The organism is Gammaproteobacteria bacterium (genome assembly GCA_016199745.1).
Lineage (GTDB): Bacteria > Pseudomonadota > Gammaproteobacteria > Acidiferrobacterales > Sulfurifustaceae > JACQFZ01.
The window spans coordinates 1-19,899 of sequence record JACQFZ010000064.1 but is presented as its reverse complement, the minus strand read 5'-3'; the positions used below and the strand labels follow the sequence as shown (position 1 = coordinate 19,899).

17 protein-coding genes, 3 tRNA genes and 1 pseudogene are annotated in these 19,899 nt (G+C 57.8%); 1 reads left to right on the top strand and 20 read right to left on the bottom strand.

All coding sequences use genetic code 11. The annotated features are described in order from the left end of the window. Positions 1 to 24: 24 nt before the first annotated feature. The 20 genes from HY308_16805 to HY308_16710 form a co-directional block, all read right to left on the bottom strand. A tRNA-Leu gene (locus HY308_16805) sits at positions 25 to 113 on the bottom strand. Positions 114 to 137: 24 nt separating this feature from the next. Beyond that, positions 138 to 923, bottom strand: a complete 786-nt coding sequence (locus tag HY308_16800; protein MBI3899932.1) for a hypothetical protein — start codon at positions 921 to 923, stop codon at positions 138 to 140. A 50-nt stretch (positions 924 to 973) separates the two neighbouring features. After that, positions 974 to 1,135, bottom strand: a complete 162-nt coding sequence (locus HY308_16795) for a hypothetical protein (protein ID MBI3899931.1) — start codon at positions 1,133 to 1,135, stop codon at positions 974 to 976. 94 nt (positions 1,136 to 1,229) lie between these two features. Next, positions 1,230 to 1,303, bottom strand: a tRNA-Cys gene (locus HY308_16790). 82 nt (positions 1,304 to 1,385) lie between these two features. Next, a tRNA-Gly gene (locus HY308_16785) sits at positions 1,386 to 1,461 on the bottom strand. A 95-nt stretch (positions 1,462 to 1,556) separates the two neighbouring features. Next, on the bottom strand, positions 1,557 to 2,147 hold the full coding sequence (pgsA, locus tag HY308_16780) for a CDP-diacylglycerol--glycerol-3-phosphate 3-phosphatidyltransferase (GenBank protein ID MBI3899930.1): 591 nt from the start codon (positions 2,145 to 2,147) through the stop codon (positions 1,557 to 1,559). Then, on the bottom strand, positions 2,147 to 4,012 hold the full coding sequence (gene uvrC, locus HY308_16775; protein MBI3899929.1) for an excinuclease ABC subunit UvrC: 1,866 nt from the start codon (positions 4,010 to 4,012) through the stop codon (positions 2,147 to 2,149). Before uvrC ends, pgsA begins: the two co-directional genes overlap by 1 nt. 2 nt (positions 4,013 to 4,014) lie before the next feature. Continuing rightward, a complete protein-coding gene (locus tag HY308_16770; protein ID MBI3899928.1) occupies positions 4,015 to 4,650 on the bottom strand; it encodes a uracil-DNA glycosylase in 636 nt (211 codons plus the stop codon). 106 nt (positions 4,651 to 4,756) lie between these two features. Continuing rightward, complete coding sequence (gene speD, locus HY308_16765; GenBank protein MBI3899927.1) at positions 4,757 to 5,593, bottom strand: adenosylmethionine decarboxylase; 837 nt, start codon at positions 5,591 to 5,593, stop codon at positions 4,757 to 4,759. Positions 5,594 to 5,718: 125 nt separating this feature from the next. Further along, positions 5,719 to 6,738, bottom strand: coding sequence for a beta-N-acetylhexosaminidase (gene nagZ, locus HY308_16760; GenBank protein MBI3899926.1), 1,020 nt, complete (start codon positions 6,736 to 6,738; stop codon positions 5,719 to 5,721). A 6-nt stretch (positions 6,739 to 6,744) separates the two neighbouring features. After that, the gene (locus HY308_16755; GenBank protein MBI3899925.1) at positions 6,745 to 7,236 is read right to left on the bottom strand and encodes a L,D-transpeptidase; all 492 of its coding nucleotides are present in this window, start codon (positions 7,234 to 7,236) and stop codon (positions 6,745 to 6,747) included. Between the two features lie 3 nt (positions 7,237 to 7,239). Beyond that, positions 7,240 to 8,598, bottom strand: a complete 1,359-nt coding sequence (rlmD, locus tag HY308_16750) for a 23S rRNA (uracil(1939)-C(5))-methyltransferase RlmD (protein ID MBI3899924.1) — start codon at positions 8,596 to 8,598, stop codon at positions 7,240 to 7,242. Continuing rightward, positions 8,595 to 9,365, bottom strand: coding sequence for a 3'-5' exonuclease (locus HY308_16745; protein ID MBI3899923.1), 771 nt, complete (start codon positions 9,363 to 9,365; stop codon positions 8,595 to 8,597). Before HY308_16745 ends, rlmD begins: the two co-directional genes overlap by 4 nt. Continuing rightward, on the bottom strand, positions 9,365 to 10,249 hold the full coding sequence (gene cysM / locus HY308_16740) for a cysteine synthase CysM (GenBank protein ID MBI3899922.1): 885 nt from the start codon (positions 10,247 to 10,249) through the stop codon (positions 9,365 to 9,367). Before cysM ends, HY308_16745 begins: the two co-directional genes overlap by 1 nt. Before the next feature lie 71 nt (positions 10,250 to 10,320). Further along, positions 10,321 to 11,904, bottom strand: coding sequence for a single-stranded-DNA-specific exonuclease RecJ (recJ, locus tag HY308_16735; GenBank protein ID MBI3899921.1), 1,584 nt, complete (start codon positions 11,902 to 11,904; stop codon positions 10,321 to 10,323). A gap of 113 nt (positions 11,905 to 12,017) precedes the next feature. Continuing rightward, positions 12,018 to 12,893, bottom strand: a complete 876-nt coding sequence (locus HY308_16730) for a DUF4238 domain-containing protein (protein ID MBI3899920.1) — start codon at positions 12,891 to 12,893, stop codon at positions 12,018 to 12,020. Next, on the bottom strand, positions 12,781 to 16,062 hold the full coding sequence (locus HY308_16725; GenBank protein MBI3899919.1) for a DEAD/DEAH box helicase: 3,282 nt from the start codon (positions 16,060 to 16,062) through the stop codon (positions 12,781 to 12,783). Before HY308_16725 ends, HY308_16730 begins: the two co-directional genes overlap by 113 nt. Before the next feature lie 233 nt (positions 16,063 to 16,295). Then, positions 16,296 to 16,703, bottom strand: coding sequence for a DedA family protein (locus HY308_16720; GenBank protein ID MBI3899918.1), 408 nt, complete (start codon positions 16,701 to 16,703; stop codon positions 16,296 to 16,298). Between the two features lie 22 nt (positions 16,704 to 16,725). Further along, complete coding sequence (locus tag HY308_16715; protein ID MBI3899917.1) at positions 16,726 to 17,799, bottom strand: DMT family transporter; 1,074 nt, start codon at positions 17,797 to 17,799, stop codon at positions 16,726 to 16,728. Between the two features lie 39 nt (positions 17,800 to 17,838). Then, a complete protein-coding gene (locus tag HY308_16710; GenBank protein MBI3899916.1) occupies positions 17,839 to 18,213 on the bottom strand; it encodes a hypothetical protein in 375 nt (124 codons plus the stop codon). A gap of 61 nt (positions 18,214 to 18,274) precedes the next feature. On the opposite strand from HY308_16710, the pseudogene HY308_16705 reads away from it, so the two are divergent. Beyond that, positions 18,275 to 18,466 (top strand): annotated as a pseudogene (locus HY308_16705) (chromate transporter). Positions 18,467 to 19,899 lie beyond the last annotated feature (1,433 nt).

Sequence of the window (19,899 nt, the reverse complement as noted above, 5' to 3'; positions counted from 1 at the left end):
CGCTGCAGCGTAAGTTACTGATAATGGTGCCCAAGGCCGGAATCGAACCGGCATGGAGGTTTCCCCCCGACGGATTTTAAGTCCGTTGCGTCTACCAATTTCGCCACTCGGGCTGTGGGGTGCGAAGTGTAAAGGGATTAGGCTTGCGGTTGAAGACTATCGTCGCCCTGTTGAATCACATCGGCCAACGCCTCCTCCGTATCCGGCAACTTTACGCGATCAAATACCACGTTACTGATGTCGTCGCCTTCGATGACGAAGATACTGGATATTACCGACGCCTGGTTCTGCGCCAAAACGCCATGGGTCTCGCCGATCGGGCTCCAGTGCTCGATGGCGCTGGTTTCGATCGCGTCCTTTTCCAGAACCAGGTAATAACGCGAGCACTGCGACAGCACGAGGTAGGAAATCTTGCCATCCTTGGTGAAATAGTATTCTTCGAGAAAGCCGCGATAGACGACCGCGCGGTTCTCATATTTTAGGTGGGTCAGCACGTGGGCGATGATGTAGTGGTCGTCGGACGCGACCAGGTCATAAATCCAACTGTGCACCGCCAAGCGCGGCAGCGAGCCGTTGATAATACGGACGCCGGTGCGCCAGCCGGCGATGAAACCGACGGTACTGGTGACGAACAAATAAACAAAGATCCAACCGACATTTTCGCCGATATTGGCACTGAGGTCGGCGACCGAAATATTGTTGGCCCCCTGCATTTGCAAGGCGGCAAAAACGTATTCGAGGTTGATGCAAGGAATGCCGATGTTGCAGCCGAACGAGGCTATCAAAAAGCCGGTGGCGTGAACGGCGAGCGAAACGAGCGCGACAAACGTCAGCTCAAACAGTAGGCCGGCCTGGATGGTTTCGCGCGAGGCGCGTTCTTCGAAATACAGGCCAAAAAAGAACAGAACGCCGGGAAACAACATTATCAGGACAGCGAGACTTGTCCATGCCAGGGACACGGGCGGGAACTAAACTAGGCAGCCTTCTTCGGGGCGTTATCTTTAATAAACTGCACAAGCTCTTTGGAGCTGCCGGGCTTATCCGAGAACCGGCGCAGCGCGCGTTCGACCAATAAGACATCGCCATTGGCGAGCCTTAGCAAGCGCCCGAGGATGTCTTTTTGTTTTTTGGTCATTATCCGCATACTGTCTCTCGCCCGTTACGTTAATACCATTTAACGCTGGTATTCGAAGGATAACACAGCGCTTAGGGCTGTCATCGGGTGAGAATGGAGGCTGGGGTCGGAATCGAACCGGCGTACACGGCTTTGCAGGCCGCTGCATAACCACTCTGCCACCCAGCCGAACAAGCCAAAAAGCCCCGGCATGGACCTTTTAGAACCGCTAAAGAAACGGGGAGGACATTTAGGCCTCCCCTTGGGGATATGGAGCGGGCAAGGAGGCTCGAACTCCCGACCTCAACCTTGGCAAGGTTGCGCTCTACCAACTGAGCTATGCCCGCGAAGAAGGTCGCCATTTTAAGCAGGACACCGGCCGGGTTCAAGCCAGTGACAGCATTTTTCGCTGACTATTTCTTGTCTTAGCGCTTGCCGGCGGTCATTTATCCTGCTCCGGCGCCATTAAATAGGCCCAGGCGGTCTTTAAATAGATCAACATGGACCATAACGTCAGCCCGGCGGCGATGTAGAGCAGGACTTCGCCGGTACGCAGGGTCGGCAATCCCCACAACGGGTCGCGCCACAACAGGAACGGAATCGCCAGCATCTGGGCGGTGGTCTTGATCTTGCCGACGAAGGAAACCGCAATGCGCGAACGCTTGCCGATTTCGGCCATCCACTCGCGCAGCGCCGAGACAGTGATCTCACGGCCGATGATCACGAGCACGACAATCGCAAACACGCGACCGTCAAAAACATTCGCCGTAATACTCGGATCCGCCACCAACATGACTAAAGCGGCGGCGACCATCAGCTTATCGGCGACTGGATCGAGAAACGCACCGAACGACGACAGCTGTTGCAGGCGACGCGCCAGATAACCATCCAACCAATCGGTCAGGGCAGCGATGACGAATAGCGTCGTCGCCAACTCGTGCGCGTATTTCCACGGTAGGTAGTACGCAATGATAAATAGCGGAATAAGAAAGAGCCGCAACAGCGTGAGGAGATTAGGAGCATTCCATATCATTATTGCTGTTCCTGCTCGTGCGAGGCGTCCCCGTGAAACGCATCATAAATACGCCGCGCCAGATCCGGGCTAATGCCAGGGATTCGCGCCAGATCTTCCACACCGGCGCGTGCTACCTCGCGCATTCCGCCTAAATTTTTTAGCAACGCTTGCCGACGTTTATCGCCGATGCCAGGAATGCTCTCCAGCGGTGACGTCGTTCGCGCGCGGCCGCGCCGTTGGCGGTGGCCGGTAATCGCGAAGCGGTGTGCCTCGTCGCGAATTTGCTGGATGAGATGCAGTGCCGGAGAATCGGCCGGCAGTATAGTGGCCTCCCCCGTCCCGGACAAGAAAAGCTGCTCCATACCCGGCCGGCGTTCGCGACCTTTGGCCACGCCGACGAGCTTGAGCCCCTCGACTTGCAACTCATTTAAGACTGCCTCGGCCGCCGCCACCTGTCCTTTACCGCCATCGACTAACAACAGGTCAGGCACACGGCCCTCGCCTTCTTTCACCCGCCGGTAACGTCGGGTTAATGCTTGCGTCATCGCGCCGTAGTCGTCGCCCGGCTCGATACCTTCAATGTTGAAGCGTCGATAGTCCGACTTGACCGGCCCGCTATGGTCGAACACGACACAGGAGGCAACGGTCGCTTCGCCCATGGTGTGACTAATATCGAAACACTCCACGCGCTCCGGTACTACATCCATCGCCAACGCTTCCCGCAACGCCTCGAAACGCGCCTCGAGATTGAGGCGGCTGTGCACGGCACGACGCAGCTCTTCAGCGGCGTTGACCTGCGCCATTTCCACCCAGCGGCGCGGCGCACCGCGCACGGCACCGCCGGCAACAATCGCGACGTTGCGCCCGGCCAATTGCGTAAACACCTGCTCCATCGTCACGCGGTCTTCGACGGTATGGCTGAGATAGACGCGTTCCGGAATTGGCTTGCCGGCGGCGCCGGCAGCGTTGAGGTAATACTGCGGCAAGAACGCCGCCATGATTTCTTCCGGCGTCGATTCTTGTCCCGCCTTCGGAAAAAAGATTTTCGATCCGAGGTTGAGCCCGCCGCGAATGAACGTTGCCTGGATGCAAGTCATATCGGTGTTGCTGGCGACCGCAAACACATCGGCGTCGCCGCCCTTGCCGGTGATGTATTGACGCTCTTGCACGCGCTTCAGTGCGGCGATGCGGTCGCGATACAGCGCCGCCGCCTCGAAATCTTCGCTGACCGCCGCCTGTTCCATCCGCTTCACCATCTCTTCGATGACGATTCGGCTTTTGCCTTCCAAGAACAGCGTCGCGTGGCGTACGTCCTGTAAGTAATGCTCACGATCGATCAGTCCGACGCACGGTGCCGAACAGCGTTTGATTTGATATTGCAGACACGGCCGCGAGCGATTACGAAAGAACGTGTCTTCGCATTGACGAACGGGAAATACTTTTTGCAGCAGGTTGAGACTCTCGCGGACGGTAGAAGCCGACGGATACGGTCCGAAGTATCTACCCTTCTCGCGCTTCGCCCCGCGATGAAATGCGAGCCGCGGAAATTCCTGCGTCTCGGCCACGAGAATGTACGGATAACTCTTGTCGTCGCGCAGCATGATGTTGTACCGCGGCCGCAGCGACTTGATGAGATTGTTTTCGAGCAGCAACGCTTCGCTTTCGGTGTGCGTCAGCGTCACTTCGATGGCGGTGGTATGACTGACCAGCGCCTGAATCTTCGGCGATAACGCCTGCCCGGTCGGACGAAAATAGCTGCTCACGCGCTTGCGCAGCGAACGCGCCTTGCCGACGTACAGCACCTCGCCTTTGGCATCCAACAAACGATACACCCCGGGGCCCGAAGGCAAGTCCTTGATCGTCTGTTGCAGATCGGTTGCCATGACTAATCACCAAGACAAGTGCGCGCCCGCCGTACAACCGCGGCAAACATCGCCGTCGTAAGACGTTTGGTTTGTGTGTTGTAGCGACTGCAGTGATACGAATCGATCAAGGTGATGCCGGACGGCAACGAATATTCCGCGCCATGCCCGAACTTATAGGCGCCGGGCTTCAATTCAAGCGCCTTCAACACCGCGGTATGGGCAACGGCGCCGAGCGCGAGCACCACACTCCCCGCGCGCAGTCCGTTGATCTCGATCTTCAAAAAACCGTTGCACTGCGTCACCTCCGCCGGCGTCGGTTTATTTTCCGGCGGCAAACATTTGACGGCATTCGTGATTCGGCAATTACTCAGGCGCAGACCATCCTTCGGATCGGCGCCTTCAGCTTGATTAGCAAAACCATAACGATGCAACGTCTGATACAACAAGATACCGGCATGGTCGCCGGTGAACGGTCGGCCGGTGCGGTTGGCGCCGTGCATACCCGGCGCCAAGCCAACGACAAGCAGACGCGCACGGCGGTCGCCGAAAGGCGCAACCGGCCGAGCATGATAATCGGGGTAGTCACGACGCACCTCAGCGAGATGGGACACCAACCGTGGGCAGGCGCGGCAATCGGGATTAAAGGCAGTCGTCATGCGGACATTAGACAATAACAAAGCGAGGTCTACTACCCGTAGACCTCGCTTTGTAGAAACACCGAAGGAAAAACAGTGGTCCCGATTCACACCGGGACCTTAGGACTTAGGTGACCCGCACGATATTCGTTCCGTAGAAGATCTCGGCCATTTCGTGCTTCAGCCGTTGCGGGACAACTTTGGCGTCGGCCGGCGACAACTCGGCTTCTTTGACGCCGAATAGATAGTTGTCGAGCTTCGACTCTTTCAGCATTAGCTTCGTGTGGAAGATGTTTTCCTGATAGACGTTGACGTCGATCGCCTGGTAGCGATTCATCGTCGGTTTATCCACGAAGTTCTGGATCGAGTTGATCTTGTGGTCGATGTAGTGCTTCACGCCCTTCACGTCGCGGGTAAAACCGCGCACACGGTAGTCGATGATGACGATATCCGACTCGAACGTGTGGATCAGGTAGTTCAACGCCCGCAGCGGCGAAATTTTGCCGCAGGTCGAGACGTCGATATCCGCGCGGAACGTGCAAATGCCGTTGTCCGGATGGACTTCCGGATACGTATGCACCGTGATGTGGCTCTTATCGAGATGCGCGACCACGGCATCCTGATGCGGCTGGCGCACGTGCGGATGCTCCTCGGGCAACGGGCCCGGGGCCTCGGGATTCAACGGCTCCTCGTTCAGCGGCAGCTCAGAGATGAGCATGGTCACGCTGGCGCCTTCAGGGTCGTAATCCTGATGAGCGATGTTGAGGATGTTGGCACCGATGATGTGCGCAACCTCGGTGAGGATGCTCTTCAGACGTTCGGCGTTATACGCATCGTCGATGTAGGCGATATATTCTTTCTGCGCCTGTTCGCTCGGCGCATAGCAGATATCGTAAATGTTGAAGCTCAAGGTCTTCGTGAGATTGTTGAAGCTTTCGAGCTTCAACTTCTTGAGCGGTCTAATAGGATCTGCCAATTTACCCTTACCCCCTTGCACGGAAATATTCCGCTGCTTCCGTAATTATGAGACATCCGGCCAGCGAATCAAAGAAATCAGTAAAAATTTTTTCGGAAAAATACCGGTCGAGCTCAGGCGATATTCGTCACCATGCGCACGGCATCGTCGTAGCCGGGCGCGGTCGCGAGATCGATCGGCGCCGCCAACGGCCGGCCATGCATACGCGTGCGACGTAAATGCGATGCCGGCTCGGCGCGCGGCCGTAGGCCGTCCAGTACAACAGCGGCGCCGGCCGGATCATTGCAGACCAACACCATGTCGCAACCGGCGGCGAGCGCGAATTCCGCCCGTTCGACCATTCCGCCGACGCCTTTGGCGCCTTCCATCGACAAGTCGTCGCTAAAAATAATGCCTTGAAAATTAAGGCGCCCGCGCAGCACCTCTTGCAGCCAGATGCGTGAGTAACCGGCCGGCTGCGTATCGATCTGCGGGTACAACACATGCGCCGGCATGATACCGGCCAGGCCGTTCTGGATTAGGCGTTCGAACGGGATGAGATCTTCCACGTACAGGTCGGCGTAACTGCGGTTATCGACCGGGAACGCTAGGTGCGAGTCCGCCTCGCAGCCACCGTGGCCCGGAAAGTGCTTACCGGTCGCGGCCATGCCGGCTTCGGCCATGCCGCCGATATAAGAAGTCGCCAGATCGGCGACCGCATCCGGGTCGGAGTGAAACGCGCGGTCGCCGATGACCTGACTGACGCCGCGATCGAGATCGAGCACCGGCGCAAAGCTGAAATCGACGCCGACGGCACGCAATTCCATCGCCATCAGCCAACCCGCGGTGTGCGCCAAACGCTTGGCGCGCTTACGGTTCTCGTCGTAAATCTCGCCGAAACGCCGCACCGGCGGCAGTCGTGTAAAACCGTTGCGAAAGCGCTGCACTCTTCCGCCTTCATGGTCCACACCGATCAACAGATTTGGCTCGCGCAAGGCACGAATTTCTGCCACCAACGCCGCCACTTGCGCCGGCGATTGATAATTACGCGAGAACAGAATGACGCCGCCCACGAACGGATGGCGCAGACGCTCGCGCTCCTCGTTGGTGAGCGCCACACCGGCGACATCGAGCATTACCGGACCGAGCGTCATGCCTTACTACTCCTTGATCGTGACGGGCGTGCCCGCAGCGACGATGTCGAACAGTTGGATGAGCTCTTGGTTCCGCATTTTGATACAACCGCGCGAGCTGGGAACGCCCATCGGATCTTCGTCAGGGCAACCATGAATATAAATGTAACGCCGCATGGTATCGACATCGCGCAAGCGATTGCGTCCCGGCTCGAGGCCGGACAGCCATAGAATTCGGGTGAGTATCCAGTCGCGGTTCGGAAATAATTTGCGCATAGACGGCGTGTAAATTTCACCGGTCGGGCGGCGCGACACGAATACCGCATTCGCCGGCTGGCCGGCGCCGATCTTGGCGCGAATGATGTGCTTGCCGCGCGGCGTGCGTTCGCTGTTCCTAATCTCACCAACACCGTTACGCGCGGTGGCGATCTTCGTTTCGAACAACACGCGACCACCGCGATCACGTAGCACCAACGTCTGCGTGGGCACATCGACTTCAATGGTATGTTCAGTCGGCATCGATCAAGATCGGGTGAATAAAGCGATGGATTCGACGTGGCTCGTGTGCGGAAACATATCGGCAACGCCGGCCGCTTCGAGCCGAAATCCCAGCTGGTGCACCAAGTAATCGCTGTCGCGCGCGAGTGTCGCCGGATTGCAGCTTACGTAAACGATGCGTCCGGGATTCGACGCCGGCAATCTCTTAATAACTTCGATCGCCCCGGCCCGCGGCGGATCCAGCAGGAGCTTTTGGTAGCCGTCCTCTGTCCACGACGCCGGCGCGTCGTCGTCGAACAAATCGGCGGTGCGGAATTCGACGTTGCTGAGGCCATTGCGCTGCGCGTTCGCACGGGCGCGCTCGATCAAGCCGACATCGGCTTCGATACCGACGACCTGCGCAGCGCGGCGTGCGAGCGCGAGCGTGAAATTGCCGAGACCGCAAAAGAGATCGAGTACACGATCGGTCGTTTTGACATCGAGCAACGTAACCGCAAGCTCGACCAACATGCGATTAACCGCGGCGTTCACCTGAACGAAATCGACCGGCGTAAACGCCAGCTGCAAATCGAACGCCGGCAACGCATACACCAATGCCGGCGGCGACTCCGGCCACAACAATGCCATCGTGTCGGTACCGCCGGGCTGAACGTACATCGTGACGCCGTACATCGCGGCGAAATCGCGCAGCTGCGCACGATCGTTGTCGGTCAGCGGTTCCAGATGACGCAGCACCAGCGCCAATTGATCGTCGCTGGCGGCGACTTCGATCTGCGGGATACGGTTGGGTCGCGATAACCGCGTCACCAGCGCGCGCATCGCCGGCAACAGCGCCGCCGCCCGCGGATCGAGCGTAAGACAAGTCGTGAGCGGCGTAATGAACGAGCTGCGGCGCTCACGAAACCCGACTAACGCGCCGCCTTTATTCGATACATAACGAACGCCCAGGCGTGCGCGCCGACGATAGCCATCGACCGGACCGCTGATCGGTGCCAGCCAACGCTCCGGTTGCACCTTGCCCACATGCTCGAGTGTTTCTGCCAATACTCGTTGCTTAGCATCGAGCTGCGCCGTCGGCGACATGTGTTGCAAGCTGCAACCACCACAGACATTAAAGTGCGGACACGGCGGCGTTACCCGCTCCGGGCTCGGCGATAGCACTTCCTGTACCGCGCCGGTGTCGTACCGAGGATATTTATTGTGATAACGAAAACGCACCTGCTCGCCCGGCAATGCGCCTTCGATGAACGTCGTCTTGCCGTCGATGCGGGCGACACCACGCGCGTCGTGCGTCAACGATTCGACCGTCGCGACAGTTACATCGCCGCGCTTCGTTGCCGGTCTATCGTCGGTCGGCGGGGTCGCGTGCTGACGGCGGCTCATTTCCAAGCGCTGAGAAATTCGTGCAAGTGCGGCTTGTTGGCAGTGCGCAAGGTGTTGCGTACCAAATCGGTCTCGCGCGTCCAGCCGGCTTCATCGAGATTGCCGCGGATCATTTCGAAGCGCAGGTAAACCAAATAGGTATTAAGAACGTCGGTCTCGCAGTAGTTGCGAATCCCTTCGATGTTGCCGGCCTGGAACTGATCCCACACGTCGGCGCCGTTATGACCCATCTTGCCGGGGAAGCCGAGCAGCACCGCTACTTCGTCGAGCGGCGCGATGGCGCGGCCGTTGTAGCCGGAGATCACATCCATCAAATCGGTGTGGCGCTCGTGGAATCGGTTCAGATAATTGTTATAGCGAAAACTGGAATCGTCGCCGCCGTTCTCCCAATAACGCGGCGCCGGAATGCCGTGTTTCAGTGCGCGATAGTGCAACACCGGCAGATCGAAGCCGCAACCGTTCCAGGAAACGAGCGTCGGCGTGTACTTCTCGATGCCGTCGAAGAAACGGCGGATCAATTCCGGCTCGTCGGAGGTCGGTTCGCCGAGCGACCATACCTTGAGCGTATCGTTGTGCCGCAGCACCGCCGAAATCGTAATGATGCGGTGCATGTGATGGCGCAGGAAATCCGACTCGCCGGTTTGTTGCCGGCGCTTGGTCGCCAACACGCGGGCGATATCGGCGTCGCTCAAGCCGTCGAGCTGGTAAAGACGGCGGCCGGTGTCGATATCCGGTACGGTCTCAATGTCAAAGACAAGAACGTTCATCACTCGGGGAACACACCTGTAGAAAGATAACGATCGCCGCGGTCGCAAACAATGACGACGATGACGGCATTCTTTACTTCTTGCGATAACCGTAGCGCGGCGCTGGTGGCGCCGCCGGAGGAAATGCCGGCGAAGATGCCCTCCTCGCGCGCCAACCGCCGAGTCATCTCCTCGGCCTCGACTTGCGTCACTTCCAGAACACGGTCGACAAGAGAAGCGTCGTAGATCTTCGGCAAGTACTCCTTCGGCCAGGCGCGGATACCGGGAATCGATGCGTTCGGTCCGGGTTGGACACCGATGATTTGCACCGCCGGGTTCTTCTCTTTCAAGAAGCGGGAATTGCCCATAATCGTGCCGGTCGTGCCCATCGAGCTGACGAAATGGGTGATACGCCCGCCAGTGTCGCGCCAGATCTCCGGCCCAGTGCCTTCGTAGTGCGCCAGCGGGTTGTCGGCGTTAGCAAATTGATCGAGCACACGGCCTTTGCCATCGGCCTGCATCTTCAACGCCAAATCGCGCGCGCCCTCCATGCCTTCCTTCTGCGACACCAAAATAATCTCGGCGCCGAATGCCTTCATAACCGCGCGCCGCTCGACACTCATGTGCTCCGGCATGATCAGCACCATGCGGTAGTGTTTCATCGCCGCCACCATCGCCAAGGCGATGCCGGTGTTGCCGCTGGTGGCCTCAATCAGCGTATCGCCGGGTTTGATGTCGCCACGCGCCTCGGCGCGGTTGATCATGGACAGCGCTGGGCGATCCTTAACCGATCCGGCTGGATTGTTGCCTTCAAGCTTGGCGAGAATAACGTTAGTCGTGTTGCCGGGAAGACGCTGTAGGCGCACCAACGGCGTGTTGCCGACGTACTGTTCGAGAGTTTGCATGCGTCGGAATTTTACCCGCCGGAATGGGTCCGGTATACACGTCTCGCTGGAATCGGGTCGCGATGAGTTAACTAAACCGCCGGTTCCAAATGCTCGACCACCAGCTGCAACGAACGGTTACCTTGGTATTCGTTCACATCGAGCCGGTAGGCGGCGCGCACGCGGTCCGGTGCGTCAGTGGTATTGGCATTGAATAAAATGGCATCGAGTGGCCGTGCGCCAGCCGCCGGCCGCAACTTGCACTTGAGGTGTTTGCCGCCGACGACGCGGCGATCTAATAGATCAAAAACACCGTCGAACACCGGCTCCGGAAATCCCGAGCCCCACGGCCCACCGGCACGCACGAGTTCGGCCAGCTGCAACGTTAGTTCCGCCGGCGTGAGCTCGCCGTCACTGATGATCTTGCCGCACAAGTCGTCGTCGCTAAGCCAACGGCTCACTTCCTCGTCAAAGGCACGCGCGAACTCGTCGAATGCGCCCTGCGCCAGCGTAAGCCCGGCGGCCATCGCATGGCCGCCGAACTTGCGCAGCAGCTGCGGATGGCGCGTGGCGACGGCGTCGAGTGCGTCGCGAATGTGCAGACCCGGTACCGATCGCGCCGACCCTTTGATATCGCCATCGGTACCGCGCGCAAAAGCGATGACCGGGCGATGAAATTTTTCTTTGACGCGGGCGGCGACCAAGCCGACGACGCCTTGATGCCAGCTCTCGTCGAACAAGCAAAGTCCTCGCGGGATCGATGCGCTCTGCAAATGCAGCGAGCGCACGGCGGCGAGCGCCTGTTCCTGCATTTCCGCCTCGATCGAGCGACGCTCACGGTTCAGCTCATCGAGGCGCGCCGCCATCGTTGCCGCCGCTGCCGGATCGTCGGTCAGTAAACATTCGATGCCGAGCGACATATCGGTCAACCGGCCGGCGGCGTTAAGCCGCGGCGCAATACAAAAACCGAGATCAGTTGCCGACAGGCGTTCGCACACCCGCCCGGCGACGGTGGCGATAGCACGGATGCCGGCCGATACGCGCCCCGCTTGGATGCGCGCTAAACCTTGCGCCACCAAGATGCGGTTGTTGTGATCCAGCGGCACAACATCGGCAACAGTGCCGAGCGCCACCAGATCGAGCCAACGCGCGAGATTCGGCTCCGGCAAATTGCGTTCGCTAAACCAACCCCTGGCACGCAGCTGCGAGCGCAACGCCGCCATCACGTAGAACGCGACACCGACACCGGCCAAATTCTTACTCGGAAAATCGCAACCGGGCTGGTTTGGATTGACGATCGCGTCCGCCGCCGGCAACACCGCACCGGGCAAATGGTGATCGGTCACAAGCACGCGAATGCCGCGATCGCGGGCGGCGCGCACGCCGTCGACGCTGGAAATTCCGTTGTCGACGGTAATGATCAGATTGGGCTCATGCTGCGCCGCGAGCGCGACGATCTCCGGTGTTAGACCGTAGCCATATTCAAATCGATTCGGCACGACATAGCTGACATGCGCCGCGCCCATTTCGCGCAATGCCCGCACGACCAACGCACAACTGGTCGCCCCATCGGCATCGAAATTTTGTACATAAAAAATGACACAGTACGTCCAAACAAAGCTAGTTTGGCGATGTGCAATAACGAAGACACGGCATGAGGGTACAGTACGACGCATCACAGTACGATTTGAGTCGGCTTAAGTAACTACTCTAATGATTATGCACGGAAAATCCGCGTTCGAATTGCCGGTGTGCGACGCTCGAAAAGGCGTTGGAGTTTCGTCTGATGTCAAAACTTACCCGTCGCTTCATCCACTCGCTTGCCGTGCTTAAAGGCCGGATTGTCGCGAATCATTTGTTCCGCTAGCGCAAAGTCACCGTTGCAGGAAAACAGGAAACGCTCCGAGGTGGCGATTTGCAATGAGTTGAAATGTGTAATGTTGTCGGGTCGGCTGGGCAAAGTCGAGCCGCTTCGTATTGCTTCAACAATTTGAATGCCGTCCTCCCACGCCTGCATATATGGCGCTACAGCCTCCGGAGCGCTCTCGCTGAGTCCATCCAGCTTTTTGAACCCCTCAAGTAGCGTTTGCTGGATTGAAGGACACCACATTCCAAGCGCGAGCGTCGGATTCAGCGGAAAATAGAGCTCGATACCTTGCACTTTGATGCCCAAGTTTCCGCGGGGCGAATGGTCGATATGGTTGAACATCGCCAATGGATGATCACCTATCAGGTATGGCGTGTTGAGGTCGGTCTTCAACAATACCCAATCCTTTTCGGCGAGCGCCGGCGCGAAATCCGACGACGCACTGTGAATCATTCGAGCGAGTAGTACCTTCTCGGCATTTTCTCCGGTGCCAACGTGTGGATCGGCTTTGAAGAACTCCTCAGGCGCACCCTCCGCACGTAGCCACTTTTCCAGTCGCTTCATCCAATCTTGCTGGGTCACATACACCGCTCGCGTGCGCACCATTTGTACGGCAAGAAAACATGCGAGCGTCGTGCGCTCGTTCTGATCGTCATGGTGCAGGCGCTCTTCCTCAACAATCCGTTTAATCACGTTCGCCGCTTTCGACTCCAGTTCCGCGAGTCCGGGTTCCATCGTCACAGGCACGCCCATAAACTCGAAATCGTACATGCCGCGCTCGGCGGCGACCTCGATCATGGATTTCTTGGAGGTAGACACCCGAAAGCGCTTGTCGGTGTGTTTGTCCATCACGTGCAAGATCTTCGCCTCTCCCCCGAAATGCAACCGTTGGTTTCACGGCCCTCTGCTGCTCGGTCTTGTAGCGAGCGACGGCATGTTTGACGCTAGACATTTTCTGCCGGTCACCGCCAAGAACCAACAGCAAATCCGTCTCTTTGGCGGTATCCAGCGCGTCCACGGTGTTCATGCCGCGGGCTTCGAGCCGTTGGTAGTCACCCCGCGACAGCTCCGTGCCGAGGACCATTGCGACCTCGACCATCGTGGCAGAAATTCCTGCTTCCAATCGCGCCAAGAGGCGTTGCTCGCGCATCTGTAAATCGAGACTCGGGTGCAGCAACTGGGCGACGCGCACGGTAACCGGAAACAGATCGCGCGTGCGTGCCGCAGTAGATCGAATGGCGCCGGCGGCTCCGTCGAATGCGCCGCCGAATTGGGTGAGATGACGCTCGATGTCAACCAACGGCAGATCGCTCATCCAACACAAGCACGCGACCGCGCGCTTCCAGCGCATAACTTTGACAAAATCAGCGCGCGTCCACCGTTCGAGCCACGCGATCACGTTATTCGCGACACCTTGCCGCCGCAATTCGCCACTCCACTGCTGTGGTTCCTTGTGCTTGCTCTTCTTATTCATCGGAAATAGCACATCGTCGAGCTCGACCGTCACCTGCGTCGCTGCAACGAGCGTTTGATCGTCTAGCTCCTGAGGCGCCATCGATCCGAGGACCTCGACTAGACGGATCATCGATTCGACCTCCGTTCCGCTGGTACCGGCGAGCCGACCGAGTTCAGTAATCTCATAGCGACCGTCATCGCGACGTTGTAATAGTTTGTGAAGTGCAATTTCATGGAGTGCCTGCCGGACAATCTCCGCGTTCCACGCCCAACTCGGCTGACGCAGTCGCTGCACGAATGCCCCGAAGCTCTCGCTTAAGAATCCAATGATCTCTTCCTCGAAGAGACCCTGTTTGGCCCACGATTCAGCGGCGGCGAGCACGCGAATGATCAGCGAACGCGGATCCGTATCGAGGTTAACAAAATGCGAATGCAAATCTTCGGGCGTCCCCTTCACATATCTATCCCAGACGTGATGCTCTTCTTGGGCGGACGTCACGATGACGTAGGATTCGCCGGCCTCGGTAAACCCCAGCCGACCGGCGCGACCGACCATATTTTTGTACTCGGCAACGAGATAAGGAGTCGTTCCCCCTTCGATCGGATGTTCCAGTCCTGCTATCACGACCGCCGAGGCCGGCGTGTTGACGCCCATCGCGAGCGTCGTTGTCGCGGCGATAACACGCAACATCGAATTAGGCGCACGAAACTGCTCTTCGATAATCCACCGTTCATCACGGTCGAGGTCGGAAATATGAAAAGCCACGCCTCCGGCTAACGTGTCATGCAGGGTCTGGGAGGCGTTGGAAACATCGCCGCTTGGTAATGCATTGAGGGCAGCTTGCACTGGGGGCAACCCGAGGTTTTTTGCAAGGTAGTTCGCACAACCGCGCGCCTCACCACGCAGTGCACGAAATACGATCACCTGCTTACCCTCGGCTACCAGCCGTTGCACCAGTGGAATGATCCAATCCTGACTGCTTCCCTTCCCCTGCTGCGGACGAAAGAGCGGCTTCGTCGTATTCTCATCGCCTTTCTCATCGATGTAGCGAAACGATCCGTCCGTGCGCATGATCCCTTCTTTAAGCGGTACCGGTCGCTGATGACGGCGCAGCAGGCGTGCACCGATCCAGCGCTCGAAGCCGTTCGTATCGCCAATCACAGCAGAGAGCGCGATGATCTGGGGCTCCACCCCCTGTTGCTGCTTCACGCGCAGGAACGTCAAGATGAACTCAAGATTCGCGCCCCGGTTAGGATCAGTCACCATCTGGACCTCATCCACCACGATGGTGCCAACCTGCTCCAGGAGATGAGGATTCGCGAGAATCAGCGCCGCGAATTTTTCATAGGTCATGAGGCAGATGTCGAACCGCCCGCGCATGAGTTCGGGAATGTCGTCCGCTATCTCGCCGGTTGCCCGAATCGTGCGCAAACCAAAGGGACCGTAGACTTTGGTGAAGTACTTGTGTTTGTCGTTCACCAGTGATTTGAGCGGCAGCAGGAAGAAGGCGCGCTTGCGCTCGATGGCACCCTTCAATGCGGCTAGCTCGCCGACCATCGTCTTCCCGGAAGACGTCGGTGCCGAGACGAGGAGGTTTTTCCCTTCGAGTAGTCCGTACTCGTTGATCGCGCTCTGCTGCAGTTCGTTCAGCGCCGGAATCGCACCGGCCCAGGCGTCAATCAACTCCGGTGGGAAGCCAAATGCGGCAAGGCTCTTTACGTCCGCACTCGCTATTGCGGTACGGCGCTCCGGAAATGCTGTGTGGTAAAGATCACCGGGGCGTAACGCCGGCCAAGTCAGCTCGCCGTCGATCTTTCCACGCAGGCTTGGCTGCTGTTCGCGCCCAAACATACGGGCGTCATCGATCACCCGCTGCACGACGTATTCGAGGAGACGGTGGATGGAGACGCGGCCAGCCTGGATGACTTCACCAATTCCCTGCAGCGCGTGGATTAAGTGATACGTCATCAACCCGTGACGATAGCGGTGGCTTTCAAGAGCGGCCTGAGTAGCCGATGAGGCCGTGAAGATCAGTCGGCCATCGCCGGAAATCTGTTCAAGCAACGTGGTTTCGGAAGCGAGATTGCGGGGCGTGATGGGCGCGTACAGGACTTTCGCGCCAGCGCCGCCCGAAAAACAGCAATCCAGGAGGCAGATGACCTGGCGAGCAGGAATCTTCGCGAACCAGTCTCCGAGCTGCTCGAGTGGAATCGCTGTGTCCGCCAGTCGGTCTACGTCGGCGTCGTAAGTGACTAGTTCGTGGGTGCTGCTGCCGTGCCCAGAAAAGGCGATGACGACGATGTCATTGGGGCTGCATTGTGACAGGCCCTCGAATGCCGCTTCGATCTCCTCGCGGGTAGCGTGCTCATCGAGCAACAGGCGCGTATTACCACCGAAGTTATCCGAGAACAGCGCATGGAGCGCTATGGCATCCCGTCTGGCACATGATAGCCAGTTAATAAAAGGTGAAGAATAGCGGTCTATCCCTATGAAAAGGCCGTGAAATTTCACAGCGCTCCCTCCCATAATTTGGCGCTATCACACTACGCCTATTGTTAGCACTCTACAATCAAGAGTGCTAACGCTACTCTAAAGAACTTTGTGAGCTTATGGATTTCAAGCGACCTGGTGTGGAAGGACGCCGCCATGACGGGCGACGCTAACGAATAGCGAATAGACCGCTATCGCTGAGAGTCATTTCGATCGGCGGATCATTTGTGTGAGTCGCCGATCTACAAAGCGTTCTAAAACACCCAAGCGATAAGCAGGTAGCGCCCAAGCTTGCCGATTGTCACCAGAGTAACGAACCATCCAGGAGAGCTCCGCGATAAGCCGGCGACAAGGCAAAGCGGGTCACCGACAATGGGCAGCCAAGCGAACAGCAACGCGAGTCGACCGTACCGCTGGAACCAGCGCTCGCCGCGTGCGAGCGCCGTCGGTGACATGCGAAGCCATTTACGATGCAGCGCCTCGTTGCCGAGCCGCCCCATGCCGTAGGTAATGAGACTGCCGAGTACGTTGCCCGCCGTCGCCGTCAACACGGCAGGCCATACGTTGTCGCCGACGCTCAGTCGATACAGCAGCAATGCTTCGGAACTTCCGGGCAAGAGCGTAGCCGAGAGCAACGCCGAGAAGAACAGCGCCCAGCTCATACGCTATCGACTACTTGCTGCGTCAATGCCGGTGCCGATGACGGTGATGAATATCGGGATAGTGCGGATGCTTGTGCACGATCGGATCATGCCGGTGTAAGTGGACGTGCGGCTCTGAGCTATTCCAAGGGAAGTCGTGGTGATGTTGATGATGTTCATCGTGCACGTGACGATGGGCGTGTGATTGCGCTTCGTGCTGATGCACGTGCTCATGACGCTCCGTCAGATGCAGCCACACGCCAGCGCCCATGAACGCTGCCGCGATCCAGAACAATGGTCCCGGCGTCTCGTGCAGCAACAGCAACGATAACGCAGCGCCGAAGAACGGCGCGACCGAAAAATACGCGCCCGTGCGAGCACTGCCGAGATGACGCAAGGCGAGCACGAATAAAACCAGGCTCATGCCGTAACCGAGCATGCCAACAACACCGACCGCGAGCACCGTGTTGACGTTGGGCAACGTGGCACCAAAGCTGATCGCGATACCTGTGTTTGTCAGTCCCGCCACCAACCCCTTCAGCCCGGCAATCTGCACCGGATCACCGGCGGCGATCTTGCGCGTCAGGTTGTTATCGATGGCCCAACAAAGACAGGCGCCGACTATGAACAACGTCCCGAGTGACGTCTCCCAGCGCGCACCGCTCGGCCACGACAACACCACACCACCGGCAACGATCAACGCCATGCCTAGCGCAATGCGGCGATCGAAGTTTTCCTTAAACACGAACCACGCGAGCAACGCGGTAAGAACACCTTCGAGATTGAGCAGCAGCGACGCGCTGGCCGCCGTCGCTTGCATCAAACCCATCATGAGCAATACCGGGCCGACGACGCCACCCGAGAGTATCGCGCCTGCAAGCCAGGGAAGATCGCGGCGCGTGAGCGCCGCATCGTGCGCGCTGCGGTTAACGCGCGCGCGGTTTAACAGCCACCAGGCAAGTAATCCCAACCCCGAAGCGAGATAGAGCAAACCGGCGAGCACCAGCGGCGACACGACCGTGCCGCCCAACAGCTTGGCGAGTGGAACGCTCGCGCCAAACAGCGCCGCGGCCAGCATGGCGCTAACAACGCCGGCATGAAGAGGAATCTTCGTCATCTATGCACCGTTAGCATTCGTCCCATGATGGCATCCCGTTCAGCCAGTGTTGTCTTCCGATGGATCTTTTTGCGGTGTCGCCAACACTCGATCAACGCGGGTCCCATCCATATCGACGATATCAAACCGCCAACTGCCCCATTCGAAATGATCACCGATCTGCGGCACGCGATCGAGATGCGCCAACACGAAGCCCGCTACGGTCTCGTAGTCCGCGGCTGCCTCCGGCATCTGCGCGAGCGCCAACAACTCCTTGAGCTCGGCGATCGAGAGCATGCCATCAATCAAAAACGAACCGTCGTCCCGTTGCACGACGCTCTTCTCAATCGTTTCGCCCTCGACCGGAAGTTCTCCCACCATGGCCTCGAGCACGTCATGCAGCGTTACCAACCCGCGTACTTCGCCCTGGCTCACGACCAGCGCCATGTGGACCGGCGATGCCCGAAACCGTTCTAGAATTTGTAACGGCGACGTTGTGATTCTGAACCTCGCGATGTTCTTCGCCTACCACGTGCTGTGGCCACAAGGCCTTCACGGCACGTTCGAGTGGTTCTCCGTGTTGATCGGGATCGCGGCGTTTGTGGCGTTGTGGCGTTTCAAGATTGGGATCATTCCGGTCGTTCTTGCCTGCGGGGTGGGCGGGTTGACCTACACGTTCCTCGCGTAGAACGAAATCATTTAATCCGCTTCGGCCTCGATCTTTCCCGGACGCTTATTGCTTGAGACGTTGGTTCGCCAAGCTGAAGCCGAAGGTGTTTTGGCTGGACGCTCATTTTTGGCGGCGATGTAACACTACGGTTTATGGCGGTAGTTGTTGGGATGCTGTCGGTGGCGGACCTATGATTCGATTTGTTGTATTAGGTCAGACTCAATCTGACAGACGGTGTCAGATCAATTTGAAATCGCAACATCTCCATCGACTGTAACCGGCCAGGAGCGGCCATTCGGGGTGCTGCAAGAAAATGAGGTACAAACAAGCCGTGCGTACCAAGAAACAGCTGTCATTCCCGCGCCGGCGGGAATCCATACGGCATATCCGACGTTGTTTAGCCCGGCATGGATCCCCGCTTTCGCGGGAATGACGCGGTGTTTTTGCTTAAAGCAGTGCCATTGGGGCATGTCCTCTTTTTACCTTTATCGACCGACTATATTCTTCGGCCGTCGAAGTTAGTGTTTGTCCTATTACTACCCTATTGCCTGAATAGGGAACCGTCCATTGAGTCTGAAGGTAAGCATAAAAAATAAACAATCCTAGCGTCAGTAGAGCGCAGGTCGCGGCACCGATACACCATTTCAAAAAAAACCTATGTGCCTTCCATATCGATAGTGGTCCAAACCACAAGCCGACAATCATCGCGACAAGAAATCTCGAAAAGTTGGACCACTGATCTTCGTTCATGTACAGCAACGGTATGGGAAAAATAAATTTACTCAAGGCAGTGGATATAACTGTTGCCACTTGGGCGAGGCGCTCCCAGCTGCCGGTTAGATGCCGAACTAGCCGCTTCATTCGATTGCGAACATGATGGTCTGAGACTTGCCGTTATCGCCGATGGATATCGGTTGGGAGTTGAGGACTTTTCCTGCGGAATCCTCAACCCAGAGCTGATAGTTTCCCGGCGGAAGGAGTCTCTCTGTGGGACTGCTGACCGAGTTGAACGGATACCGCGCTGGCTTTGAATTACCGTAAGCGCGCGGATTACATCTGACCCAGAAACCACTTTTCTCTTTGTTATTCTTAAGTGTCTTTACAGTTACCTGAACGTCGGTCGGAAAAGTCATTGCGGTATTTCGGTATAAAAAATTCTTTTTTAGGAGCAGGTCATCTTCGATGTAACCCAGTTTGACGAGGTCGACTGTTTCCGTGGTTTCAAAGTTTTTTAATACATCGACGTCGAATTCAAGACTCCTTGTGTAGTCTGACGGAAGAGTTGGTCGGCCGGCAATTTTCCAGTGAGAGTTGTTAGTGGCGGTCCAAATCCGCGCCTAAATGCTGGCAAGCGCCTGAGCGAATTCGTCGGAAACAGAAACCGGCACGAGGTATTTTCCTAGAACGGTGGATCCGACAGGGGCGCCGCCGTCGTCGCAACGCGTTCTTGT